This window comes from Agrobacterium sp. 22-209-1 (assembly GCF_053522485.1).
Genome location: NZ_JBNWCH010000002.1, coordinates 674,868 through 694,326, shown reverse-complemented (window position 1 = coordinate 694,326; position 19,459 = coordinate 674,868). Strand labels below are relative to the sequence as shown.

17 protein-coding genes, 1 tRNA gene and 1 pseudogene are annotated in these 19,459 nt (G+C 58.8%); 2 read left to right on the top strand and 17 right to left on the bottom strand.

Translation table 11 applies throughout. The annotated features are described in order from the left end of the window. Positions 1 to 27 precede the first annotated feature (27 nt). From ACQZ48_RS07710 to ilvA, 3 genes are all read right to left on the bottom strand, one after another. Positions 28 to 1,293, bottom strand: a complete 1,266-nt coding sequence (locus ACQZ48_RS07710) for a GGDEF domain-containing protein (protein WP_191217780.1) — start codon at positions 1,291 to 1,293, stop codon at positions 28 to 30. 117 nt (positions 1,294 to 1,410) lie between these two features. After that, positions 1,411 to 1,722, bottom strand: coding sequence for an HlyU family transcriptional regulator (locus ACQZ48_RS07705; protein WP_077982496.1), 312 nt, complete (start codon positions 1,720 to 1,722; stop codon positions 1,411 to 1,413). A gap of 71 nt (positions 1,723 to 1,793) precedes the next feature. Beyond that, on the bottom strand, positions 1,794 to 3,068 hold the full coding sequence (gene ilvA / locus ACQZ48_RS07700; protein WP_077982497.1) for a threonine ammonia-lyase: 1,275 nt from the start codon (positions 3,066 to 3,068) through the stop codon (positions 1,794 to 1,796). An 80-nt stretch (positions 3,069 to 3,148) separates the two neighbouring features. On the opposite strand from ilvA, the gene ACQZ48_RS07695 reads away from it, so the two are divergent. Together ACQZ48_RS07695 and ACQZ48_RS07690 are read left to right on the top strand one after the other, a co-directional pair. Further along, positions 3,149 to 4,606 carry a TrkH family potassium uptake protein gene (locus ACQZ48_RS07695; protein ID WP_162520435.1) on the top strand — a complete coding sequence of 486 codons (1,458 nt, stop codon included), beginning with the start codon at positions 3,149 to 3,151 and terminating at the stop codon, positions 4,604 to 4,606. Positions 4,607 to 4,712: 106 nt separating this feature from the next. Then, a complete protein-coding gene (locus ACQZ48_RS07690) occupies positions 4,713 to 4,967 on the top strand; it encodes a heavy-metal-associated domain-containing protein (RefSeq protein ID WP_003521591.1) in 255 nt (84 codons plus the stop codon). A 339-nt stretch (positions 4,968 to 5,306) separates the two neighbouring features. Here the strand turns inward: ACQZ48_RS07690 and ACQZ48_RS07685 are convergent, their stop codons facing one another. The 14 genes and pseudogenes from ACQZ48_RS07685 to plsX form a co-directional block, all read right to left on the bottom strand. Beyond that, on the bottom strand, positions 5,307 to 6,800 hold the full coding sequence (locus ACQZ48_RS07685) for an ABC transporter substrate-binding protein (RefSeq protein WP_077982963.1): 1,494 nt from the start codon (positions 6,798 to 6,800) through the stop codon (positions 5,307 to 5,309). A gap of 230 nt (positions 6,801 to 7,030) precedes the next feature. Beyond that, on the bottom strand, positions 7,031 to 8,041 hold the full coding sequence (locus tag ACQZ48_RS07680) for an ABC transporter ATP-binding protein (protein ID WP_165691204.1): 1,011 nt from the start codon (positions 8,039 to 8,041) through the stop codon (positions 7,031 to 7,033). Between the two features lie 11 nt (positions 8,042 to 8,052). Next, positions 8,053 to 9,120 carry an ABC transporter ATP-binding protein gene (locus ACQZ48_RS07675; RefSeq protein ID WP_142912561.1) on the bottom strand — a complete coding sequence of 356 codons (1,068 nt, stop codon included), beginning with the start codon at positions 9,118 to 9,120 and terminating at the stop codon, positions 8,053 to 8,055. Positions 9,121 to 9,258: 138 nt separating this feature from the next. Next, positions 9,259 to 10,164 carry an ABC transporter permease gene (locus tag ACQZ48_RS07670; protein WP_077982499.1) on the bottom strand — a complete coding sequence of 302 codons (906 nt, stop codon included), beginning with the start codon at positions 10,162 to 10,164 and terminating at the stop codon, positions 9,259 to 9,261. Beyond that, positions 10,154 to 11,098 carry an ABC transporter permease gene (locus tag ACQZ48_RS07665; RefSeq protein WP_077982500.1) on the bottom strand — a complete coding sequence of 315 codons (945 nt, stop codon included), beginning with the start codon at positions 11,096 to 11,098 and terminating at the stop codon, positions 10,154 to 10,156. Before ACQZ48_RS07665 ends, ACQZ48_RS07670 begins: the two co-directional genes overlap by 11 nt. Before the next feature lie 74 nt (positions 11,099 to 11,172). Then, positions 11,173 to 11,661, bottom strand: coding sequence for a Cu(I)-responsive transcriptional regulator (cueR, locus tag ACQZ48_RS07660; protein ID WP_077982501.1), 489 nt, complete (start codon positions 11,659 to 11,661; stop codon positions 11,173 to 11,175). Between the two features lie 47 nt (positions 11,662 to 11,708). Beyond that, positions 11,709 to 12,008, bottom strand: a pseudogene (locus ACQZ48_RS07655) (2Fe-2S iron-sulfur cluster-binding protein); the annotation flags it as partial. Positions 12,009 to 12,019: 11 nt separating this feature from the next. Next, positions 12,020 to 14,515, bottom strand: coding sequence for a heavy metal translocating P-type ATPase (locus tag ACQZ48_RS07650; protein ID WP_448728714.1), 2,496 nt, complete (start codon positions 14,513 to 14,515; stop codon positions 12,020 to 12,022). Between the two features lie 237 nt (positions 14,516 to 14,752). Continuing rightward, positions 14,753 to 14,838: transfer RNA gene (locus tag ACQZ48_RS07645), tRNA-Leu, on the bottom strand. Positions 14,839 to 15,074: 236 nt separating this feature from the next. Continuing rightward, positions 15,075 to 15,803: a nuclease gene (locus ACQZ48_RS07640; protein ID WP_137410093.1), complete on the bottom strand. Its 729-nt coding sequence runs from the start codon at positions 15,801 to 15,803 to the stop codon at positions 15,075 to 15,077. Between the two features lie 163 nt (positions 15,804 to 15,966). Next, entirely contained in the window at positions 15,967 to 16,497 is a 531-nt protein-coding gene (locus ACQZ48_RS07635) for a MerR family transcriptional regulator (RefSeq protein WP_077982504.1), read from the bottom strand. Positions 16,498 to 16,770: 273 nt separating this feature from the next. Continuing rightward, positions 16,771 to 17,109 carry an integration host factor subunit alpha gene (locus tag ACQZ48_RS07630; protein WP_003502236.1) on the bottom strand — a complete coding sequence of 113 codons (339 nt, stop codon included), beginning with the start codon at positions 17,107 to 17,109 and terminating at the stop codon, positions 16,771 to 16,773. Between the two features lie 244 nt (positions 17,110 to 17,353). Further along, a complete protein-coding gene (locus ACQZ48_RS07625) occupies positions 17,354 to 18,325 on the bottom strand; it encodes a beta-ketoacyl-ACP synthase III (protein ID WP_077982505.1) in 972 nt (323 codons plus the stop codon). A gap of 4 nt (positions 18,326 to 18,329) precedes the next feature. Then, positions 18,330 to 19,391: a phosphate acyltransferase PlsX gene (plsX, locus tag ACQZ48_RS07620; RefSeq protein ID WP_443387136.1), complete on the bottom strand. Its 1,062-nt coding sequence runs from the start codon at positions 19,389 to 19,391 to the stop codon at positions 18,330 to 18,332. Positions 19,392 to 19,459: the final 68 nt, after the last annotated feature.

The following is a 19,459-nucleotide window of genomic DNA, read 5'->3' as shown; positions in this document are numbered from 1 at the left end:
TTTAATGGAGGCTGATGCGGTAATGTATCAGCCGACCCACATTCCGTAACGGCCGTGGACCTGATCACGGCCGTTATTTTTTGCCGCATAGAGCCGCGAGTCGGCTTCCGACAGAAGTTCCATAAATACCCGCCCGTCCTCAAGACCAGTTGCAACACCGATACTGACGGTCAACGGCGTTCCATCGGGCCGGCGCAGACCCGCCAGCACGGCGGCGCGCAGACCTTCCGAGAAGGCGAGCGCGGCCTCATGCGACATCGCCGGAAGCAGGGCCACAAATTCCTCGCCGCCGAAACGGTAGAGATGACCATGTGGCTGGACCGACCGCTTTAGCACGGCTGCGAATTCGCGCAGAATTTCATCGCCCTGTAGATGACCGAAGGTGTCATTGACGGTCTTGAAATGATCGATATCGACGATAAGCACACTGATCGCCCGCCTCTTTTCGGCGCAGTCAAGCACGATGGAAGGCGCGTCGAGTTCCATGCGGGCACGGTCCGAAACACCCGTCAGCATGTCGCGCCCGGAGCGCGACAGCAGTTCTTCGTAACGTTCGCGGAAAGTCAGATCGTTGAAGACATCCGCTATGTTGCGGCGTGTGAGGAAACGGCCCTTGGCGGATGTCAGCCCAAGATAGATCGCGAAGAGCAACGAATAAACGGCAACGGCTGACATCTTCGCTTTCCAGCCATCGTAAAAGACATCGAGAGGTGCGTTGAACAACAATCGCAGCGCTCCATAAAAACCTGCCTGATCGAGGCTCAGGATAACGACGCCGCAAATCGCGAAGCGCAGCACGATATGGCGCTGCAGATAACGACCCAGCTTTTCGTAAAACAGGATGATGGCGATGGCGTCGATGTAAAGCAGGCTGGTTCCCCAAACCATCAGCACGCCCATCTCATCCAGAAATGCGGCGCTGACCGACTGCCCGGGAACAATCGCCACCGTCTGATGAAAACGGATGATCTGCGCCATGATGACGGTCAATATATTGCCGAGAAACAGGCCGTAGATCGGTTGCCGAACAACCGCCGCGTCCTCGCGCATATAGAGCATGAGGATCATCATCAGCTTGCCGGCAAAAAGGATCGAGGAGCCGGGCGACACCACGCCAAAGGGCAGCTGCACATAAAAAACGGCCGCCAGATAGGTTTCCAGGAAGTGCATGACACCCAGCGCGGTGAGAAAAACACCGATGCCAAGAATATGCCGGTAATGAAGGAATGCCGTCATTACCGAAAAATAGACGATGGCCTCCGTCAGGAAGAGGGCCAGATTTGCCCATTGCATCGGCACACGCCCTATCGATCCACATCACGCCGGTCTATCGGCGCGACTCCATGCCCTTCACAGACGATAGGCCCAAGCAACCAACGGAATCTTAATTTAGAGAATAAGAAAACGTCATCATTTTCCTGGAAAAAGCGACGCGCCGTTCTGCTCAATGATGAGCTTCGCCTTGCGGATCGTGAACTCCACGGCATCGTCCATGCTCGTGAAGACGTCGGCGCGCACAAATTCATGCACCAGCACTTCGTCGCCGGCCTTTTTCTCGATACGGCCCGCCAGGCGGAACTGGCCGCCTTCCTTGATCGGCGTCGCATAGATCAGATAGTCGCCATGCGCATGCGGCTCAGCCTGTGCCACCTTCTGCGGCGCGTCGGCGGACGGCTGGCCGGAGCCGAAGGCCGAGAGGATTTTGGAAAAAAACGATGCCATGGCTTTCACTCCCTCAATCAATCATACGTGGAAAGGCGGCGCTAAACCGCCCTTCCCTGTGCCTTGCCGGATCAGATTATCAGGTTCGACAGAATGTCGTTTTCGGTGATGTCTTCATAACCGAGACCCGCCGCTTCAAAGCGCTCCAGCAACCCGGCGAAGTTTTCCTGCGCATTGGTTTCGATGCCGATCAGGATCGAGCCGAAGTTGCGGGCCGATTTCTTCAGATATTCGAAACGGGCAATATCATCGTCCGGGCCGAGCAGATTGAGGAAATCGCGCAGCGCACCGGGGCGCTGCGGCAGGCGCAGGATGAAATACTTTTTCACGCCCGTGTAACGCATGGCGCGTTCCTTCACGTCCGGGAGGCGCTCGAAATCGAAATTGCCCCCGGAAACCACGGCAATCACCGTCTTGCCTTCCAGCCTTTCGCGGCCAAGCTTTTCCAGCGCGGCAATCGAAAGGGCACCAGCGGGCTCCAGCACTACGCCTTCGAGGTTCAACATCTCGATGATCGTCACGCAGATGGCGTTTTCGGGGATGAGCTGGACCTGATCGGCCGGAAAATCCTTCAGCGCCTTGAAATTCAGGTCGCCAATGCGGGCGACGGCAGCGCCGTCGACGAAATTGTCGATCTTGTTCAGCGTCACTGGTTCGCCGCGTTCGAGGCTCTTCTTCAGGCTCGGCGCGCCTTCAGGCTCGCAGAACACGAAGTTCTCCTTCTTCACCGTACCGGCCAGAAAACCGGTGAGGCCAGCCGAAAGCCCACCACCACCAACGGGCATGACGACGATGTCAGGCTTCGTGCCTTCCGGAAGCTGATCCATGATCTCGGCGGCGACCGTCGCCTGTCCCTCGATGATGTCCTCATGGTCGAAGGGCGGCACCATGTAGCCGTCATTATCCTGCACGTGCTGGCGTGCGGCGGCATAACACTGGTCGAATATATCGCCCACCAGACGGATCGAGATAAATTCGCCGCCGAAGATGCGGGTTTTTTCGATCTTCTGCTGCGGTGTGGTCACCGGCATGAAAACGACGCCGTGAACACCGAAATGACGGCAGGCGAAGGCGAAGCCCTGCGCATGGTTGCCGGCCGAAGCACAGACGAAAACCTTGCCCTTGCCGGCCTTGGCCACCGCTTTGCGCAGAAAGTTGAATGCGCCTCTAATCTTGTAGGAACGAACCGGGGACAGATCCTCACGCTTCAGCCAAATCGACGCGCCATACCGACGGCTGAGATGTTCATTCAACTGCAGCGGTGTTTCGGGGAATATTTCCCGCACTTCCCGCCGCGCTGCTTCCACAAGCTGCTTGTCCACGATAGTCAATCCATTGAAATTCATAATGGCACCCGCTATGCCATAGGAAGGCGTCCGAGACAAAGACTCATTTCAGCGCGGCAACAAACTCCAGGTTTCATTTCTTGAACAGCAACCTTCTGCGCTCGGTCATATATGTGGCCTCCATTTTCGGGCTTTACATGGCGACAGCCATGTTTCTGCCGGCGCTCACCGATCTCTATTACGGCAATGACGACTGGATGGTGTTTGCGCTGTCGGGTTTCATGTGCGGGGGCTTTGCGCTTGCCTGCGCGCTGGCGACGCGCGGGCCGATTGCCGCATTCAACAAACGTTTCGGCTTTTTGCTCGTCAACTTGCTCTGGCTGGTTTTTTCAATTGTCGGCGCGGTTCCGCTTTACCTGTCCGAACTCGGCCTGACACTTGGCCAAGCGTTTTTCGAATCCGTTTCCGCCATTACGACAACGGGATCCACCGTTGTTTCCGGGCTTGACCACGCCCCGCAGGGCATCCTCCTCTGGCGCTCGCTGCTGTGCTGGCTTGGCGGTATCGGTATCGTGGCGCTCGGCCTCTTCATCCTGCCGCTGCTGCGCGTCGGCGGCATGACCTTCTTTCGCATGGAATCCTCCGATACCGGCAATGACCGGCCTTTCGCGCGGCTCGCAAGCTTCACCCGGGCTTTCGTGGCCATTTACATCATCATGACGCTTGCCTGTACGATCGCTTACGATTTTGCCGGCATGTCGCACTTCGATGCGCTGAACCACGCCATGTCGACGGTCGCGACCGGTGGTTTCTCCACCCATGACGCCTCTTTCGCCTATTTCAACAATACGGCACTGCTGTGGATCGCCACCGTCTTCCTGATCTTCGGCAGTCTGCCCTTCTCGGTGATGATCCTGTTGGCCGTACGCCGCCGGCTGGAAACGCTGCGCGACCCCCAGATCGTCGTCTTCCTGGGATATCTCTGCGCGATTTCCATCGCCGTCGGCGTCTATCATCATCTCAGGAACGGCGTGCCGCTGAACGACGCGCTCAGCCATTCCTTCTTCAACATGACCTCGATCCTTTCCACCGGCGGCTTTGCCAGCGACGACTATACGCTCTGGGGGCCTTTCGTCGTCGTTGTCGCCTTTTTTGCCACCTTCATGGGCGGTTGCTCCGGGTCCACGGCGGGCGGCATCAAGGCCTATCGTTTTCTCATCATGTTCAACGTGGCGCGGGCGGGCCTGAAGAAGCTGATCTATCCGAACGCCGTTTATTCGGTTCGTTATGGGCAGCAGGTGGTCGATCCCGATACGATCCGGACGATTTTCCTGTTCGTCAGCTGTTATGTCGCGCTTTGGATCGCCGGCAGCCTCGCCATGAGTCTGATGGGTTATGATTTTCTCACTTCCATATCTTCGGTGGCAACGGCGCTCGGCAATGTCGGACCGGGTATCGGCCCCGTCATCGGCCCCTCTGGTAATTTCGCCACCATTAGCGATCCGGCGCTTTACGTCCTGTCGATGATGATGCTGCTAGGGCGTCTGGAAATACTGACGGTCCTGGTGCTGCTGATGCCAATTTTCTGGCGCAGCTGATATCGTGGCACACTTGTTGAGCGCCGGCGAATAAAGCGCTTGACCTTCCCACGTTGGAATAGTCCAGGCTCCTCCCGTTAGAATTCCAAACCATGGAGAACCGCCTATGTGCACCGCTCACCAGCATCACGCCGAAACCACGACGGCGCCGGTTGATGCAGACCTTTCTTTTCACGTTGAGGACATGACCTGCGGTCACTGCGCCGGAGTGATCAAGGGCGCGATCGAAAAGACCGTTCCCGGCGCTGCCGTGCATGCCGATCCGGCAAGCCGCACGGTCGTGGTTGGCGGCGTCTCCGATGCGGCACGTATTGCCGAAATCATCACCGCTGCTGGCTATACGCCCGAAGCGCGCGCCTGAACGAAAAAATGCTGGCGGCAGCTTTTCCATGCTGCCGTCGGTCCGCCTTGCCACTCGGTTCACGCTCGATTTCAGCGTAAGGAATGGATGAGGTCCAATATCTCTCCATCGCTCCTCGGCAGATATCCCCTTTTTATCGGACAAGACGGCATTACGTTGCGCAAAACCAATTGCCGACGTCGCCCACATCGATCGTGGCGAAAACCGCGTCGCAGGGGGGCCTATCCCCCTGCGAGCGCGGGGAGCGTTGAGCGTTGAGCGTTGAGCGGGTCTCTGAAGCCATGCGATTTCTTTGCGCAACCCGGCTCATCAGAGCCGGGCTCCCTTCGCAATGCCGATCTACTTGATCGCCATATCCTTCGTCAGCACGAAATAGTTGATCGGATGCGGCCGGAAGTTTTCGAGTTTTTCGGAATAGGCATCGAACACGGTTTCATGGACGAGAAAGACCGAGACGGCATCATCATAAATCTTCTTCACTATCTCACCATAAATCGCGTAACGCTTGGTGGGCTCCACTTCGGCATAAGCAGCCTTGATCAACTTGTCCGTCTCTGCATTGCAATAATGCGAGATGTTGTATGTGCCGGTGCAGGAATAGTCGGCGTTGAGATATCCAGCCGGCTCAATCACATCCGTGGCATAACCGCGCGACAGCAGCACCATGTCGAAGTTGCCGGCAAGAAGATCAGGCTCAATAGCACTATATTCTGCGACACGGACACCCGCCGTGATCCCGATCTCCTGCAACTGCGCCTGAATAATAGCGGCCACATCCTTCAGCTCGGTCTTCATCGTGTAAGCAAGTATGGTGACTTTCAGACTGCCTGGGGCGATGCCGGCCTCCTGGAGGAGAGATTTTGCCTTTGCCACGTCATAGGCCGATGCGGGTTCTTCCACCGCCCATGGCTGCCCCGGGGCAAACGGCATGCTCGCGCTTTTGACCTTCTCTTCGTAAATGCTGCTGGCGATACCGGCGGCATCGATTGCCGCACGCACGGCCTCACGAACCTTTTTATCGTTGAACGGTGGCCTGGAATTATTCAGCAGCAATTCTGTGATGCGCGGTACCGAAATGGTGGCGACCTTAACTCCCTTGGTTGCCTCGATGGATTTGATCGACCACGGCGGGACCAGGCGCGAAATCTGCACTTCGCCCGTCCTTATCTGGGTGGCGCGCGTGTCTGCGTCGGGAACGAAATTAACGCGACCCCCGTCAAGTTTCGGCATGCCGCCCCAATATCCGTGATTGGCCTTCATGACCATATATTGATTGGGATCGACTTCCGTGATCTCGAACGGCCCGGTGCAGGTGCCGATAGGATTGATCTTGCCGTCCTTATAGGCCGATGGCGCAAGAATGGCAGTGGCGGGGCTTGCCAACTGCGCAGGCAACAGCACCGACGGTTCGATCGTCGTCACCTTCACAATATCATCGCCAACGGCCTCCACACTGGCGATCTGCTTCGGCGAAAAGGCACGGGCAGGAACGGATGCTTTCAGGAGATTGGTGAGCGCGTTGACGACTGCTGCGGCGTTAAAGTCTTCGCCGTTCTGGAATTTGACGCCCTTGCGCAGCTTGAACTCCCACACTTTAGGCTCGATCTGCTTCCAGGACTCCGCAAGAGATGCCTCCTGCCTCATGTCGAAGCCAATTCTGACAAGGCCTTCATAGCACCCGACACGCATGCCCATTGTGGAATCATCCGACGCCATCTGCCATGCGGCTTTTATGGCGTAGTTGTCATCATAGGTCACAGTGCCGGCATTTGCGGCATTAGCCCCGAAAGCCCCGGCAATGGCGCAGGTGGTTAAAAGTGCGTGCTTTATCATTGCATAATTCCCCTTATCTTTGATGGCGACGCTCACAATCTAGTTTCCCTAAGCTTTTAATATTATCTATCATTAATTACAAAGAATCACGTTGACGGACACGACAATACATCCGCCTTCTTTACATTCATTTTATGTTTTTTATTCGGAATTTTATTCCGTTGTTACTTCACGTACGCACTATTCGACTGCTTTTCACATTCCCTGAAAAACATTCAGTGCACCGTTTCTCAACCCAGTTCCCGCCAGCGGTGGCAGCGCGCAAAGTGCTCTCCGGAAACGCCTTCCAAAGCCGGCTCCACCTCACCGCAGATTGCGGTCGCATATTTACAGCGGGTGTGAAACTTGCAGCCACCAGGAGGGTTGAGAGGGCTCGGCAGATCACCGTCCAGAAGCATTTCCGGTGCATATAACCCCGTCTCGTCCAGCATCGACGAGGCGATGAGAGCTTTCGTGTAGGGATGCTTGGGCGCGCGGAAAAGCTCGTCGCGGTCGGCGATTTCAACGATGCGTCCGAGATACATCACGGCAATGCGATCACAGAGATAACGCACCACGCGCAGGTCATGAGAAATCATCAGAACCGTCAGGCCGTGGCGGCGCTTCATGTCCATCAGGAGGTTCAGGATCTGCGTGCGCATCGAGGCGTCGAGTGCCGATGTCGGTTCATCACAGACAAGGAAACTCGGATTGAGAAGAAGCGCGCGGCCGATGACGACGCGCTGCAACTGGCCGCCGGAACACTGGCTCGGATACCGATCGTAAAAGGAACCGTCGAGACCGACTTCCTCCAGCATTCGGAAAACACGCGCCGTGCGCTCCTCGCGGGTGCCGATGCCGTGCTGGGCAAGCGGCGCTTGCATGCTCTGGCCAATGCACATACGCGGATCGAGTGCGGAATAAGGGTCCTGAAACACCAGTTGCACAACCCGGCGCACGCGCCGGAGCGCCTCGCCCTGCATGTGCAATATGTCGTGATCTCCGATGCTGACCTCACCCCGCGTCGCGTGCGTCAGGCGCGTGATCAGTCCGGCAACAGTGCTTTTGCCGCAACCGGATTCGCCGACAAGGCCCAATACCTCCCCCTCGCCGATCGTCAGGGAAACATCGTCGACGGATTTCACCACACGGTGACCAAGGCCCGATATGGGATAATATTTGCAGAGATTCTTCGCGACTACATAGGGCCGGCCGCTGTTTTCCGCCGATGGCGGCATCTGTGTCATGGCTTTGGATAACATCATCGCCTCCTTCAACAAACCGCATGGTCGGCATGGTCGTGACCGGCCTGGTCGTCGCCGACTGCCCAGCACCGCGCCTTGCGCCCTTCAGGCAAGGCATTCAATGCAGGCTCCATTGCCATGCAGCGGCTTCCCATGCCTTCAGACTTTGCGAGCGCGCAACGCGGATGAAACCGGCAACCGCAGGACATGTCGTGGGCCTGTGCGCCGGAACCGGGGATCGTCAGCAACTGTCCCTCGCCGTCGGTGGTCAGCAGCGAACAGCTGATGAGCGCCTTGGTATAGGGGTGCTGCGGCGCCTTGAGGATCGCCTGGGTCGGCCCTTCCTCGACGATGCGGCCGGCATACATGACCGCGATCCGGTCTGCGAAGGCGGCAACGACCGAGAGATCGTGGGTGATGAGCAAAGTGGCAAGCCGGCGCTTGCGGCGCTCGTCATCGAGCAGGCGGAGTATCTGTGCCTGAACGGTGACATCAAGCGCCGTCGTCGGTTCGTCGGCGATCAGAAGCTGCGGATTGCCTGACAGTGCAGCGGCAATCATGACACGTTGCGCCATGCCGCCGGAAAGCTCATGCGCAAAGCATTGCGCCCGCGCCGACGGATCGGGAATGCCGACATCCGAAAGAAGGCCGACGACCCGGTTAAGCGCGGCGTGCCGGCTCATTTTACGGTGGATCCAGAGCGGCTCCGCTACCTGCGTCCTCACCCGACTGGTCGGGTCGAGCATGGCCTGCGGCTGCTGGAACAGCATGCTGATATCGGCCCCGCGCAGTGCATCGAGTTCGGAAGATGAAAGAGCGAGAATGTCGCGGCCGGCAAAGGAAATGCGGCCGGAATTGATTTCCGCGCCCTGCGGCAAAAGTCGCATCAGCGACAGCGCCGTCATGCTCTTTCCCGATCCGGATTCGCCGACGAGAGCGACGACTTCGCCGGCGTTGACGGAAAGCGTCAGGCCCGAAATAACAAACTTGCGGCCATTTTGCGCCGGCACTGAAACGTGCAGGTCCTCTATCTCCAGAAGCGGTGCGCATTCAGGGGACATGGCCGTATTGGCAAGCGTTTGTCCTTCGATATTCATAAGAGTTCCCCTTATTTTTATTGAATCGGAGGCATTGCGTATTTTCATGCGGCTTCAGACGATATTACTCTCCTTCCTGCTCCGTTGCGTCGTCGATGTTTGGCAATCGTCAAATCCGTCATTGCCCGCCCGCAGGCGTCAATGACCGTTGGTTTTCTTTGTTTCCAGATTCAGGCCATGGCCGATCCACGTTACGCTGAGCGCCGCCAAGAAGATCGCCAGACCCGGTGCGATGACGAGAACGGGCATCCGTTCCGCGTAAGCCTGCGCATCGGCCAACATCAGCGCCCAGTCGGCGGCCGGCGGCTGTACGCCAAGGCCCAGAAACGACAACCCGCCAACCGTGATCAGCTTGTGGCCGAAGCGCAGGAACGCCACCGCCGCAATCGGCCAGATCGTGTTGGGAATAATATGCCGGAAGATAATGAAGCGCCGTGTGCAGCCGAGCACCTCGGCGGCGCGGATATATTCGCGCGAATTGATCGAGAGCGTCAGTCCCCGCGCCAGTCGTGCAAAAGGTGTCCATCCGACGATCGTCAGCGACGCGATCAGCGTGCCATATCCCGGACCGAAAATGGCCACGAGGAAAATCGCGATTACCACGTCCGGTATGGCGATGAGCAGGTCCACGATGCGCATCAGCACCTCGTCGAGGATGCCGCGGCTGCGGCCGCTGATGATGCCGATGAAGGTCCCGATCACGACAGAGAGAATGACGGTGACGGCGGCAATGGTGACCGTGAAGCGGCCGCCGACCAGCAGCCGGCTGAGCACATCGCGGCCCAGGTGGTCCGTTCCCAGCCAGTAGAGGGCGCTCGGCGCGTTCAACCGCAGACGCAGGTTCTGCTTTGCCGGATCATAGGGCGAAATCCACGGCGCGATGACCAGCAGCAGGATGATGACCAGAAAGATCGCCGCACCCGCATAGAAGGTCCAGTGACGGCAGCGGATGAAATCCGTAAACCGGGCGAGGCTCGAGGGGCGCTTGGGCGCAGTCATCGGCATGGCGGCGGCAGGCGCGCTCGGGAAGTGACTAATGGTCATGGTGACCTCGCATTGCTGGATTGATCAGGACATAAAAGCTGTCGGCCAAGGTATTGATGAGGATGGAGAGCGCCACGATGCAGATGAAACCGCCCTGCAGCATCGGGATATCGCGATTGACCACGGCGTCGTAGAGAAGCCGGCCCATGCCGGGGATGGCGAAGATGACTTCCACGACCACCGATCCACCCAAAAGGCCCGCGAGCCACAATGCGAAGAAGGTGACGACCGGCAGCGAACCGTTGCGGACGCCATGCCGCAGCACCGTGCTATGCATGCCGAGACCGCGGCTGCGGGCCGCCGTGATATAAGGCGCGCGCAGTACCTCGGCCATGGCCGCGCGCGTCACCTGGGTGAAATAGGCGAGCGGCCTGAGCGTGAGCGTCAATGCGGGAAGTACCAGCGAGCGCCAGCTATCCCATCCGGCCGAAGGCAACCAGCCGAGATAAAGCGCAAAGACCAGAGCCGACATGGGCGCAAACCAGTATTCGGGCGTTGCGACGAAGGTCTGGATCATCAGCGTCGCAAAATTATCGAGCCGTCCGCCGGGACGCATGGCCGCCAGCGTACCGAGCGGCAGGGCGACGGCGACCGCGAATGCAAGCGCCGTCAGCGCCAGCGTTACCGACACCCAGAGCGAGCGCATAAGTTCGGCAGCGACGGGCTGGCTGCTGGTGAAAGAAAAACCGAGGTCGCCGCGCAACGCATTCGACAGCCATGCGAAATATTGCACATAAAGCGGCCGGTCGAGCCCGAGACTGACCCGCAGCGCCTCCACCGCATGCGGATCGAGCGCGGTATCGCGCATGCGTGAAAACAAGATGGTGCGAGCCGGATCGCCGCCCGCCATATAGGGCAAAAGAAACGCGATGACGGACACGATCGCCAGCATCAGGCACAGAATAAAGAAGCGCTGTATTACCTGTATCCACATGGCTTGGTCTCCTTCATCGTGATTGGCAATTCGCACTGCATTCATTGCCCGCTCCCCCAAAAGGAACCGGGGGCTTATTTCACTGGGCGCTGTAAATCCATCACCGGGCCTGCTGTGCCCTTCAGCATGCCGGTGCGTTTGGGCACGACGGCAACCGCTGAAAAATCAAGATCTTCCGCATGAGCAAGGTCATGAATGATCGGGCATTCCGGCTCACCATTGTCCGGGCAATAGGTCGCGAGGTTTCGGAGCGTGTCCGCCATCTCCCGCAGCGTATCCATCTTCGCTTCCAGGTCGACGACATGTTCCATGACGATGCGTTTGACATCGCAGGAGGCGCCACCGGGGTCGCGCCAGAGGGTCATGAGTTGCCTGATTTTTTCGATGGAAAAACCGAGATCGCGTCCGCGCCGGATAAAGCGCAGCGTTTCCAAGTCGTTGGCAGTGTAGACCCGATAGCCGGATTCCGTGCGGTTTGCCGATTTGATCAGGCCGATTGTCTCGTAATGCCTGATCATCTTCGCAGAAACACCGGAGGCGGTGGCGGCTGTGCCAATATTCATCGATCCTGCTCCTATCTTTCCGAGGTAGAAAATACATCCGCGCGATTGTCGGAGAGCGGCTCAGCTCCATTGAGCCAGCCGATCACCACGTCGCCTAATGGTACGGCTCGGCATGCAAGCGTCAGACCATCTGCCTTCTCTTCCTCTGTCAGAGAAAAAGGCGTGTGCTTGAGAAGATCGACATCGCCGGAGATCAGCCTGGATTTGCAGGCGCCACAGCGGCCCATACGACAGCCATGCGGATAAGCGATCCCTGCCGCCAAGGCGGCCTGGAGGACAGTCTCGCCCGGCGCCACAGAGATGCTGCGTTCGATCTGCGGCAGGAAAACGGTGTGTTGAAGCGCCATGTCTGCTCCTCCTATTCCGCCGCTGCGAGCTTAAGGCCCGCAGGTCTGTCCACCAGGGGCGCACGGAAGCTCTTCAGGCGTAGCGCGTTCGTCAATACGAAGACGCTGGAAAGCGCCATGGCTCCGGCAGCAAGGACTGGCGACAGCAGAACGCCGTTGACAGGATACAATATTCCAGCCGCGACGGGAACGAGAGCGGCATTGTACGCGAAGGCCCAGAACAGATTCTGGCCGATATTGCGGATCGTGGCCTTGGAGAGTGCGATGGCGTTGGCGACGCCGCGTAGATCGCCGGACATCAGCACCACGTCGGCGCTTTCAATCGCGACATCCGTGCCCGTGCCGATGGCAAGCCCGACATCGGCGGCGGCCAGCGCCGGTGCATCGTTGATGCCGTCGCCGACGAAGGCGACACGTCGACCGTCGGCGGCGAGCCTCTTGACCGCCTCGACCTTGCCGTCGGGCAGGACTTCCGCCACCACCTCGTCAATGCCGAGCCGACGGGCGATGGCTTCAGCGGTGCGGCGGTTGTCACCCGTGATCATCGTCACTTTAAGGCCGAGCGCATGCAGCGCCGCAATCGCCTCCGGGGTCGTCTGCTTGATCGGATCGGCAACGGCGACGATCGCGGCCAGCCTGCCATCGACGGCGGCATAAAGCGGCGACTGCCCTTCCCTGCCCAGCCGCTCGGCATCTTCTGCGAACATCGCCACATCGTAACCGAGCTTGGTCATGAACCGGTCCGCACCTGCTTCCACCCTGCGGCCGTCGACCATGGCTGCAACACCAAAACCGGGGGTCGCCTCGAAGCCCTCCGCATCGACAAGCGTCATGCCGCCATGTTTCGCAGCCTCGACGATCGCTTCGGCAATCGGATGTTCGGAATGGTTCTCCAGCGATGCGACGAGGCGCAACACCTCATCCGCATCGAAGCCCTCTGTCGCGGTAAAATGCACCAGCTTCGGTTTGCCGAGCGTCAGCGTGCCTGTCTTGTCAACAGCGATCACGTCGGCGTCGCGCAGCGTCTGAAGCGCATCGCCACGGCGGAACAACACGCCCATTTCCGCGGCGCGGCCGGTGCCGACCATGATCGAGGTCGGCGTGGCAAGGCCCATAGCACAGGGACAGGCGATGATGAGCACCGCAACCGCATTGACGAGCGCGAAGGTCAAGGCCGGATCTGGCCCGAACATGAACCATACGATGAAGGTGGCGAGCGCTGCCAGCATTACCGCCGGCACGAACCAGTTTGTCACCTTGTCTACCAGCGCCTGAATGGGCAGCTTGTCGGCCTGCGCCTCCTCCACCATGCGGATGATCTGGGCTATCAGCGTATCTGCGCCGACCGTGGTGGCGCGGAAGGTGAAGGAGCCATTGCGGTTCACTGTGCCGCCGACCACCTCGGAACCCTCGGCTTTGGTAACCGGGACCGGCTCACCCGTGATCATCGATTCATCGACATAAGAGGAGCCACTCAGAACCAGACCATCGACCGGCACTTTCTCACCGGGGCGAACGACGATCACATCACCCGTTCGCACATCCTGTAAGGGTACATCGATGGTTTCGCCATCGCGCAGCACGCGGGCCGACTTGGCCTGCAGGCCGACGAGCCGCTTTATTGCCTCGCTGGTGCGGCCTTTGGCGCGCGCTTCCAGGAAACGACCAAGGAGGATGAGTGAGACGATGACCGCTGCTGCCTCATAATAGACATTGGCCGTGCCACTCGGCAGGATTTTGGGCATGAAGGTTGCGACGACCGAAAACCCCCAGGCGGCGGCGGTGCCAAGTACGACGAGCGAATTCATGTCCGGCGCAAACCGCAGAAGCGCGGGGATGCCTTTTTTGAAGAAGCGCAGGCCGGGACCGAACAGAACCAGCGTGGTCAGCACGAATTGCAGATACCAGCTTTCCCGCATGCCAACCGTTTCCATCACGAAATCATGGATGGCGGGCACCAGATGCGAGCCCATTTCCAGTACGAAGACCGGCAACGTCAGTGCAGCGGCGACGGCAAGGCTGATTTTGAGGCTCCGCAGTTCCGCCTCGCGCTTGTCCTGCTCTCCATCCGTGGCTTTGTCGGCGACAACCTCACTCGCCTTATAGCCCGCCCGTTTGATGGCATCCGAAAGGTTGGCCGCAGACACGGCGTTGCCGGCAACGCGGACGGTGGCGCGTTCCGTCGCCAGATTGACGCTTGCACCGGAAACACCGGAAACGGCCTTCAACGCCTTTTCGACACGTCCGACGCAGGAGGCGCAGGTCATGCCCTCAATATCGAGTTCGATGGTTTTTTCTTCGACGCCGTAACCGGCCTGCCGCACCGCCTCGATAACGGCCGGCACATCCGGCGACCCAGAAAAGGAAATGTCGGCACGTTCCGTTGCCAGATTGACCGAAGCTTTCAGAACGCCCGGCACCTTGGCAATCGCCTTTTCCACGCGGCCGACACAGGAGGCGCAGGTCATGCCATCGATCGCAATCTGATGACTCGCCCGGAGCTCCATTTGTGACATGCGTATGCCCCCTCTTTTCTTGTGTTGAAAAAAGATAGGGCTTCCCATCGTGGCAAGGTCAAGAGGTTCTTTTTGATGATTCCCGGAGAAAAATGCCGCCCTCGTAATCAAGCTCATTTTTTAGGCGCGCGCGGGCGTTCGCGCGATCTATACCCAAAAAGCCGGGAATCCCCTTTAAATGCCCCGAAATCGCAGGAAAACGAAAAGAAAATTTTAATCAGGAGGATATGGTGCGGACGGCGGGACTTGAACCCGCAAGACCAATGGTCGGCAGATTTTAAGTCTGCTGCGTCTACCGATTTCGCCACGTCCGCATTGCCGCGCCACGAACCGTTCCGGCCGGGGCGTTACAAAAAATCGTCATGCTGCCGGCGCCCGGCGCTGGGTTCCGGTCCCGAAGATGACTGAGCCTCATCTACACAGGCCGAACCGTTTCGGTCAACGGGGCCTCCGAGCATTTCCAGGAAAAGTGGAACCCGGTTTTCCGTCCGGGAAGGCGGCGAACCAAGAGCGAGAGCGTTTTCGCGATTCGACAAAAAGCGAGAATGCTCTACCCACACCAGGACTGATTTTTTGCCGATGCCGGATGCGCGAGCCCTTCGCGCACGAGTTGATCGGCGAAGGATACGCCCGAACGCGAAAGCCGTTTGCGTTCCGTGGCTTGCCCGCCCGCAGCACCGCCGGACGCCACATCGAAGGCCCCGGCATTCAACATGTCACGAAGCCTGACCTTCGCAATGAAACCACGCTGGCGCTCTTCCATGCAGCGCGCCCGGTCGATCTGCGGCACTTCTATGCCGGCAAGCTGCATTTTCACGCCCTTCATCCAGAAGGTGTTGCCGTCGGCCACGCAATTGTTGAGGCCGGAACGACCGCAGAAAGCAAAAGTACCGCTTTTTTCACCGAGCGAAATTTTTTCGACCGAAGGACGGGTTTCCGGCAAGATAGCGGCGACCTGGCTCGGCTGCGAGGCGGACGGCATGGCGATCGAGCGCGGTGGCACCGGGCCGTTGCCGGGCAGAGCCGGCGATGCGGGGCGAATGGACGCCACTTTCTCCCGCGTGACGGAATCGCGTTTGGCCACCGTGGCAACTTTCGAAGAACTCGTGGTCGAAGATGTCGCCTTTGCAACATGCCGCTGCGGCAAAAGACTGTCGCGATGTTCGTAAGCCTGAATGCCGCCGGCGACGACGCCCAGCATCAGCACCCAGGGCCAAACGCTACCGCCGCTCGATTTCTTCGCCGTACGGCGTCGTGCTGTCGATTTTCGGTTGCTCACGATCGGACTCCTTTCAACGGAGCCGCATTATCGGCCAAAGGAGTTTCCGAAAGGTTGGCGTTGCCGGGCGTTTTCGCTTTTCACAGAAAAGGGGAAACGCCCTAACCCCTTGTTTTCTCGATTTCCCGAATGGAAAGCACGCAAATGAGCTGTGGATAAACCGTCAGCGGACCTGATCGAGAAGGCGCTTGCATTCGAGGAGGTCGAACAGGGCTTCCTGCAAAAGCGCCTGATCGTCCTTGCCGATACTCGACTTGCCGACCGATATTTCCGCATCGCCGCCACCGCCGAAGCCAAAAAAACGGCCGCTTGGCTTGGCCTTCGGACGGCCGACGACCTCGTCCCCATCGGTATCGACGACACGCGGTTCGGCGACTTCCTTTTCACCGCTCGCCGCCATGATGGCTTCCATGGTTGCGAGATCACCGGAGGCGATGGCCGCCACGAAGCGGTTACCATTGGCTTTCAGCAGCTTCTGTACGCCCTTAATGGTGTAGCCATGGTCATAAAGAAGGTGACGGATACCCTTCAGGAGATCGATATCGTCAGGGCGGTAATAACGGCGGCCCCCACCCCGTTTCATCGGCTTGATCTGCGGAAAGCGTGTTTCCCAGAAACGCAGCACATGCTGCGGCAGGTTCAACTCATCCGCCACTTCACTGATCGTCCGAAACGCGTCGGGGCTTTTATCCAAATTTCCACTCCCATCCGAACCGGAGCGCCACGCATCCGGCCGGACACTGAACGAGAACGCTTTTCACACGCCGGTCAAACATCGCGCGACATCCGTTCTGAACCCGCGCAGACGCCATTGCGGCGAGATACAAATCACTAAAATTGATTATGATGTGAGTCGACCGGATTTCAACGGCTTGCACGTTGAAATTCAAGCATGTTCACAAGAAGAATGGGGAAAAAGGCTCACGATACGACAAAAAGGCGTGTCGCTTATAACTCTAGAGAAGGATTATGCTCCGGCCTTCTGGCCCTTCTGCTTGGCCTTGCGGGCCGTATGGGCCTTCAGAATGCGCTGCTTCAGCACATTCGAGGCCTTGAAGGTCATGACGCGACGTGGGGAGATCGGAACTTCCTCGCCCGTCTTGGGGTTGCGGCCGATACGCTCGTTCTTTTCCCGGATTTGAAACGTCGCGAAGGAAGAAAGCTTGACGACTTCGCCGCGGGTGATCGCGTTGCAAATTTCGTCAATGATCGTCTCGACCAGTTCAGCGGATTCGGTGCGGGACAGCCCGACTTTACGAAACACAGATTCTGCAAGATCTGCGCGTGTCACTGTCTTCCCGGCCATTTTTCCCCACAAACCGTGTCTGAACTCTTCTCTAGGAGCCGCCGAGATTATTTCCCTTGTGGCGACCGGTCAAGGGATTGTTCCAGATTCATTTGAGGCTTTCGGCAATCAGTGCAAGGGCTTAGGGCGAGTGATACGCTTTTGACACAGGCTCGGGCCGCTCCGGCGCGTCCGATCGGGGCGATGGCGCGAAAATCACAACCGATTTCGCGCCATCGCCCCAGCAAACGCGAAAATCGCGCCTTTACCAGCGCAGCAGCACCGCGCCCCAGGTGAAGCCGCCGCCCATGGCTTCCAGCATGACCAGATCGCCCTTCTTGATGCGTCCATCACCGGCGGCAACGGCGAGCGCCAGCGGAATGGAGGCGGCCGAGGTGTTGCCGTGCTGATCGACGGTGATCACGACTTTTTCCGGGTCTATGTTAAGCTTCTTCGCTGAACCGTCGATGATGCGCTTGTTGGCCTGGTGCGGAACCAGCCAGTCGAGATCGTCGGCCGTTGTGCCGGTCGCCTCGAAGGCCTGCTCGATGACGTCGGTGATCATGCCAACGGCGTGCTTGAATACTTCCCGGCCTTCCATGCGCAGATGACCGACCGTGCCTGTGGTGGAAGGACCGCCATCGACATAGAGCTTTTCCTTGTGCGAGCCGTCGGAGCGCAGCTGTGCGGTCAGGATGCCGCGATCGGCGGAGGTGCCTTCACCCTCACCGGCCTCCAGAACCAGCGCGCCGGCGCCGTCACCGAAGAGGACGCAGGTCGTGCGGTCCTTCCAGTCGAGGATGCGCGAGAAGGTCTCAGAGCCGATCACCAGAACGCGCTTGGCCATGCCGCCGCGAATATAGAGATCGGCGGTGGATACGGCATAAACGAAACCGGAGCAGACGGCCTGCATGTCGAAGGCGAAACCGTGGGTCATGCCAAGACGGTTCTGGATGTTCACCGCCGTTGCCGGAAAGGTGTTATCCGGGGTCGAGGTGGCCAGAATGATGAGGTCGATATCGTCGGGCGTGAGGCCGGCATTGTCGAGGGCGGCACGCGCCGCCGCTTCGCCGAGAGACGCGGTGGTTTCACCTTCGCCGGCGATATAACGCTGTCTGATGCCTGTGCGCTGCACGATCCATTCGTCTGACGTCTCGACGACACCTTCGATTTCACTGTTGGTCATGACACGCTTCGGAAGCGCTGCCCCGAAACCACGAACTATAGAGCGGATCATTCCCTTATTCCTCGTCAGCCACGAGAGCTTCGGGCGCCGGGGGCGGAAGCCGTCTTGCGTGGTAAATTTTCAGATCATTTTCAATCTTGGCCGTCAGGCCGTTGTGGACCATGTCGTAGCCGACATCGACGGCAGAGGCAAAACCGATGGCATCCGTGCCGCCATGGCTCTTGATGACAATGCCGTTCAGGCCGAGAAACACGCCGCCATTGACCTTGCGCGGGTCCATCTTTTCACGAAGCACATCGAAGGCGCTTTTCGCCAGGATATAACCGATCTTGGCGAAGAAGCTGCGGGAGATCGCCTCACGCAGCAGCGTGGTGATCTGGCGGGCGGTGCCTTCGGCGGCCTTGAGCGCGATATTGCCGGTGAAACCTTCGGTCACCACCACATCCACTGTGCCCTTGCCGATATCGTCGCCTTCGACGAAACCGCGATAATCGATGGTAGCGAGATCGGCCTCGCGGATCAGACGTCCGGCCTCACGCACCTCTTCCTGACCCTTGACCTCCTCGACGCCGACATTCAGCAGGCCGACGGTCGGACGGTCGATATCGAACAGCGCACGCGCCATGGCGCCGCCCATCAGGGCGAAATCCAGCAGCTGCTGGGAATCAGCGCCGATGGTCGCGCCAATGTCGAGCACGATGCTTTCGCCTTTCAGTGTCGGCCAGATGCCGGCAATCGCCGGGCGCTCCACCCGCGCCATGGTGCGCAAACAGAATTTCGCCATGGCCATCAAGGCGCCGGTATTGCCGGCGGAAACGGCGACATCGGCTTCACCGAGCTTCACGGCTTCAATGGCGCGCCACATGCTGGAGACGTAGCGGCCGCGGCGCAGCGCCTGGCTCGGTTTCTCGTCCATGCTGACCGAGACTTCACAATCGTGAAAGACCGACTTTTCCCGAAGCGTGGGATATTGTGCCAGAATGGGGTCGCATTTGCTCTTCTGCCCGTAGAGCAGAAAAGTTACATCGTTGTGCCGTTCAAGCGCCTTGGCGGCACCGGGTATGGCAACATCTGGGCCGAAATCGCCGCCCATGACGTCAATTGCAATTCTGATCACTCGTCCCTTATCCTTACTTGCCGCCAATCAAGCGGATTTTGCGCGAAAATACCTTTTCCGGCTCTTGT

Excerpts from the sequence above, each read along its gene's own strand:
- ACQZ48_RS07710 (WP_191217780.1), bottom strand. The coding sequence starts at position 1,293 with ATGCAATGGGCAAATCTGGCCCTCTTCCTGACGGAGGCCATCGTCTAT.
- ACQZ48_RS07705 (WP_077982496.1), bottom strand. The coding sequence starts at position 1,722 with ATGGCATCGTTTTTTTCCAAAATCCTCTCGGCCTTCGGCTCCGGCCAG.
- ilvA (WP_077982497.1), bottom strand. The coding sequence starts at position 3,068 with ATGAATTTCAATGGATTGACTATCGTGGACAAGCAGCTTGTGGAAGCA.
- ACQZ48_RS07690 (WP_003521591.1), top strand. The coding sequence starts at position 4,713 with ATGTGCACCGCTCACCAGCATCACGCCGAAACCACGACGGCGCCGGTT.
- ACQZ48_RS07685 (WP_077982963.1), bottom strand. The coding sequence starts at position 6,800 with ATGATAAAGCACGCACTTTTAACCACCTGCGCCATTGCCGGGGCTTTC.
- ACQZ48_RS07680 (WP_165691204.1), bottom strand. The coding sequence starts at position 8,041 with ATGTTATCCAAAGCCATGACACAGATGCCGCCATCGGCGGAAAACAGC.
- ACQZ48_RS07675 (WP_142912561.1), bottom strand. The coding sequence starts at position 9,120 with ATGAATATCGAAGGACAAACGCTTGCCAATACGGCCATGTCCCCTGAA.
- ACQZ48_RS07670 (WP_077982499.1), bottom strand. The coding sequence starts at position 10,164 with ATGACCATTAGTCACTTCCCGAGCGCGCCTGCCGCCGCCATGCCGATG.
- ACQZ48_RS07665 (WP_077982500.1), bottom strand. The coding sequence starts at position 11,098 with ATGTGGATACAGGTAATACAGCGCTTCTTTATTCTGTGCCTGATGCTG.
- cueR (WP_077982501.1), bottom strand. The coding sequence starts at position 11,661 with ATGAATATTGGCACAGCCGCCACCGCCTCCGGTGTTTCTGCGAAGATG.
- ACQZ48_RS07650 (WP_448728714.1), bottom strand. The coding sequence starts at position 14,515 with ATGGAGCTCCGGGCGAGTCATCAGATTGCGATCGATGGCATGACCTGC.
- ACQZ48_RS07630 (WP_003502236.1), bottom strand. The coding sequence starts at position 17,109 with ATGGCCGGGAAGACAGTGACACGCGCAGATCTTGCAGAATCTGTGTTT.
- ACQZ48_RS07625 (WP_077982505.1), bottom strand. The coding sequence starts at position 18,325 with ATGATCCGCTCTATAGTTCGTGGTTTCGGGGCAGCGCTTCCGAAGCGT.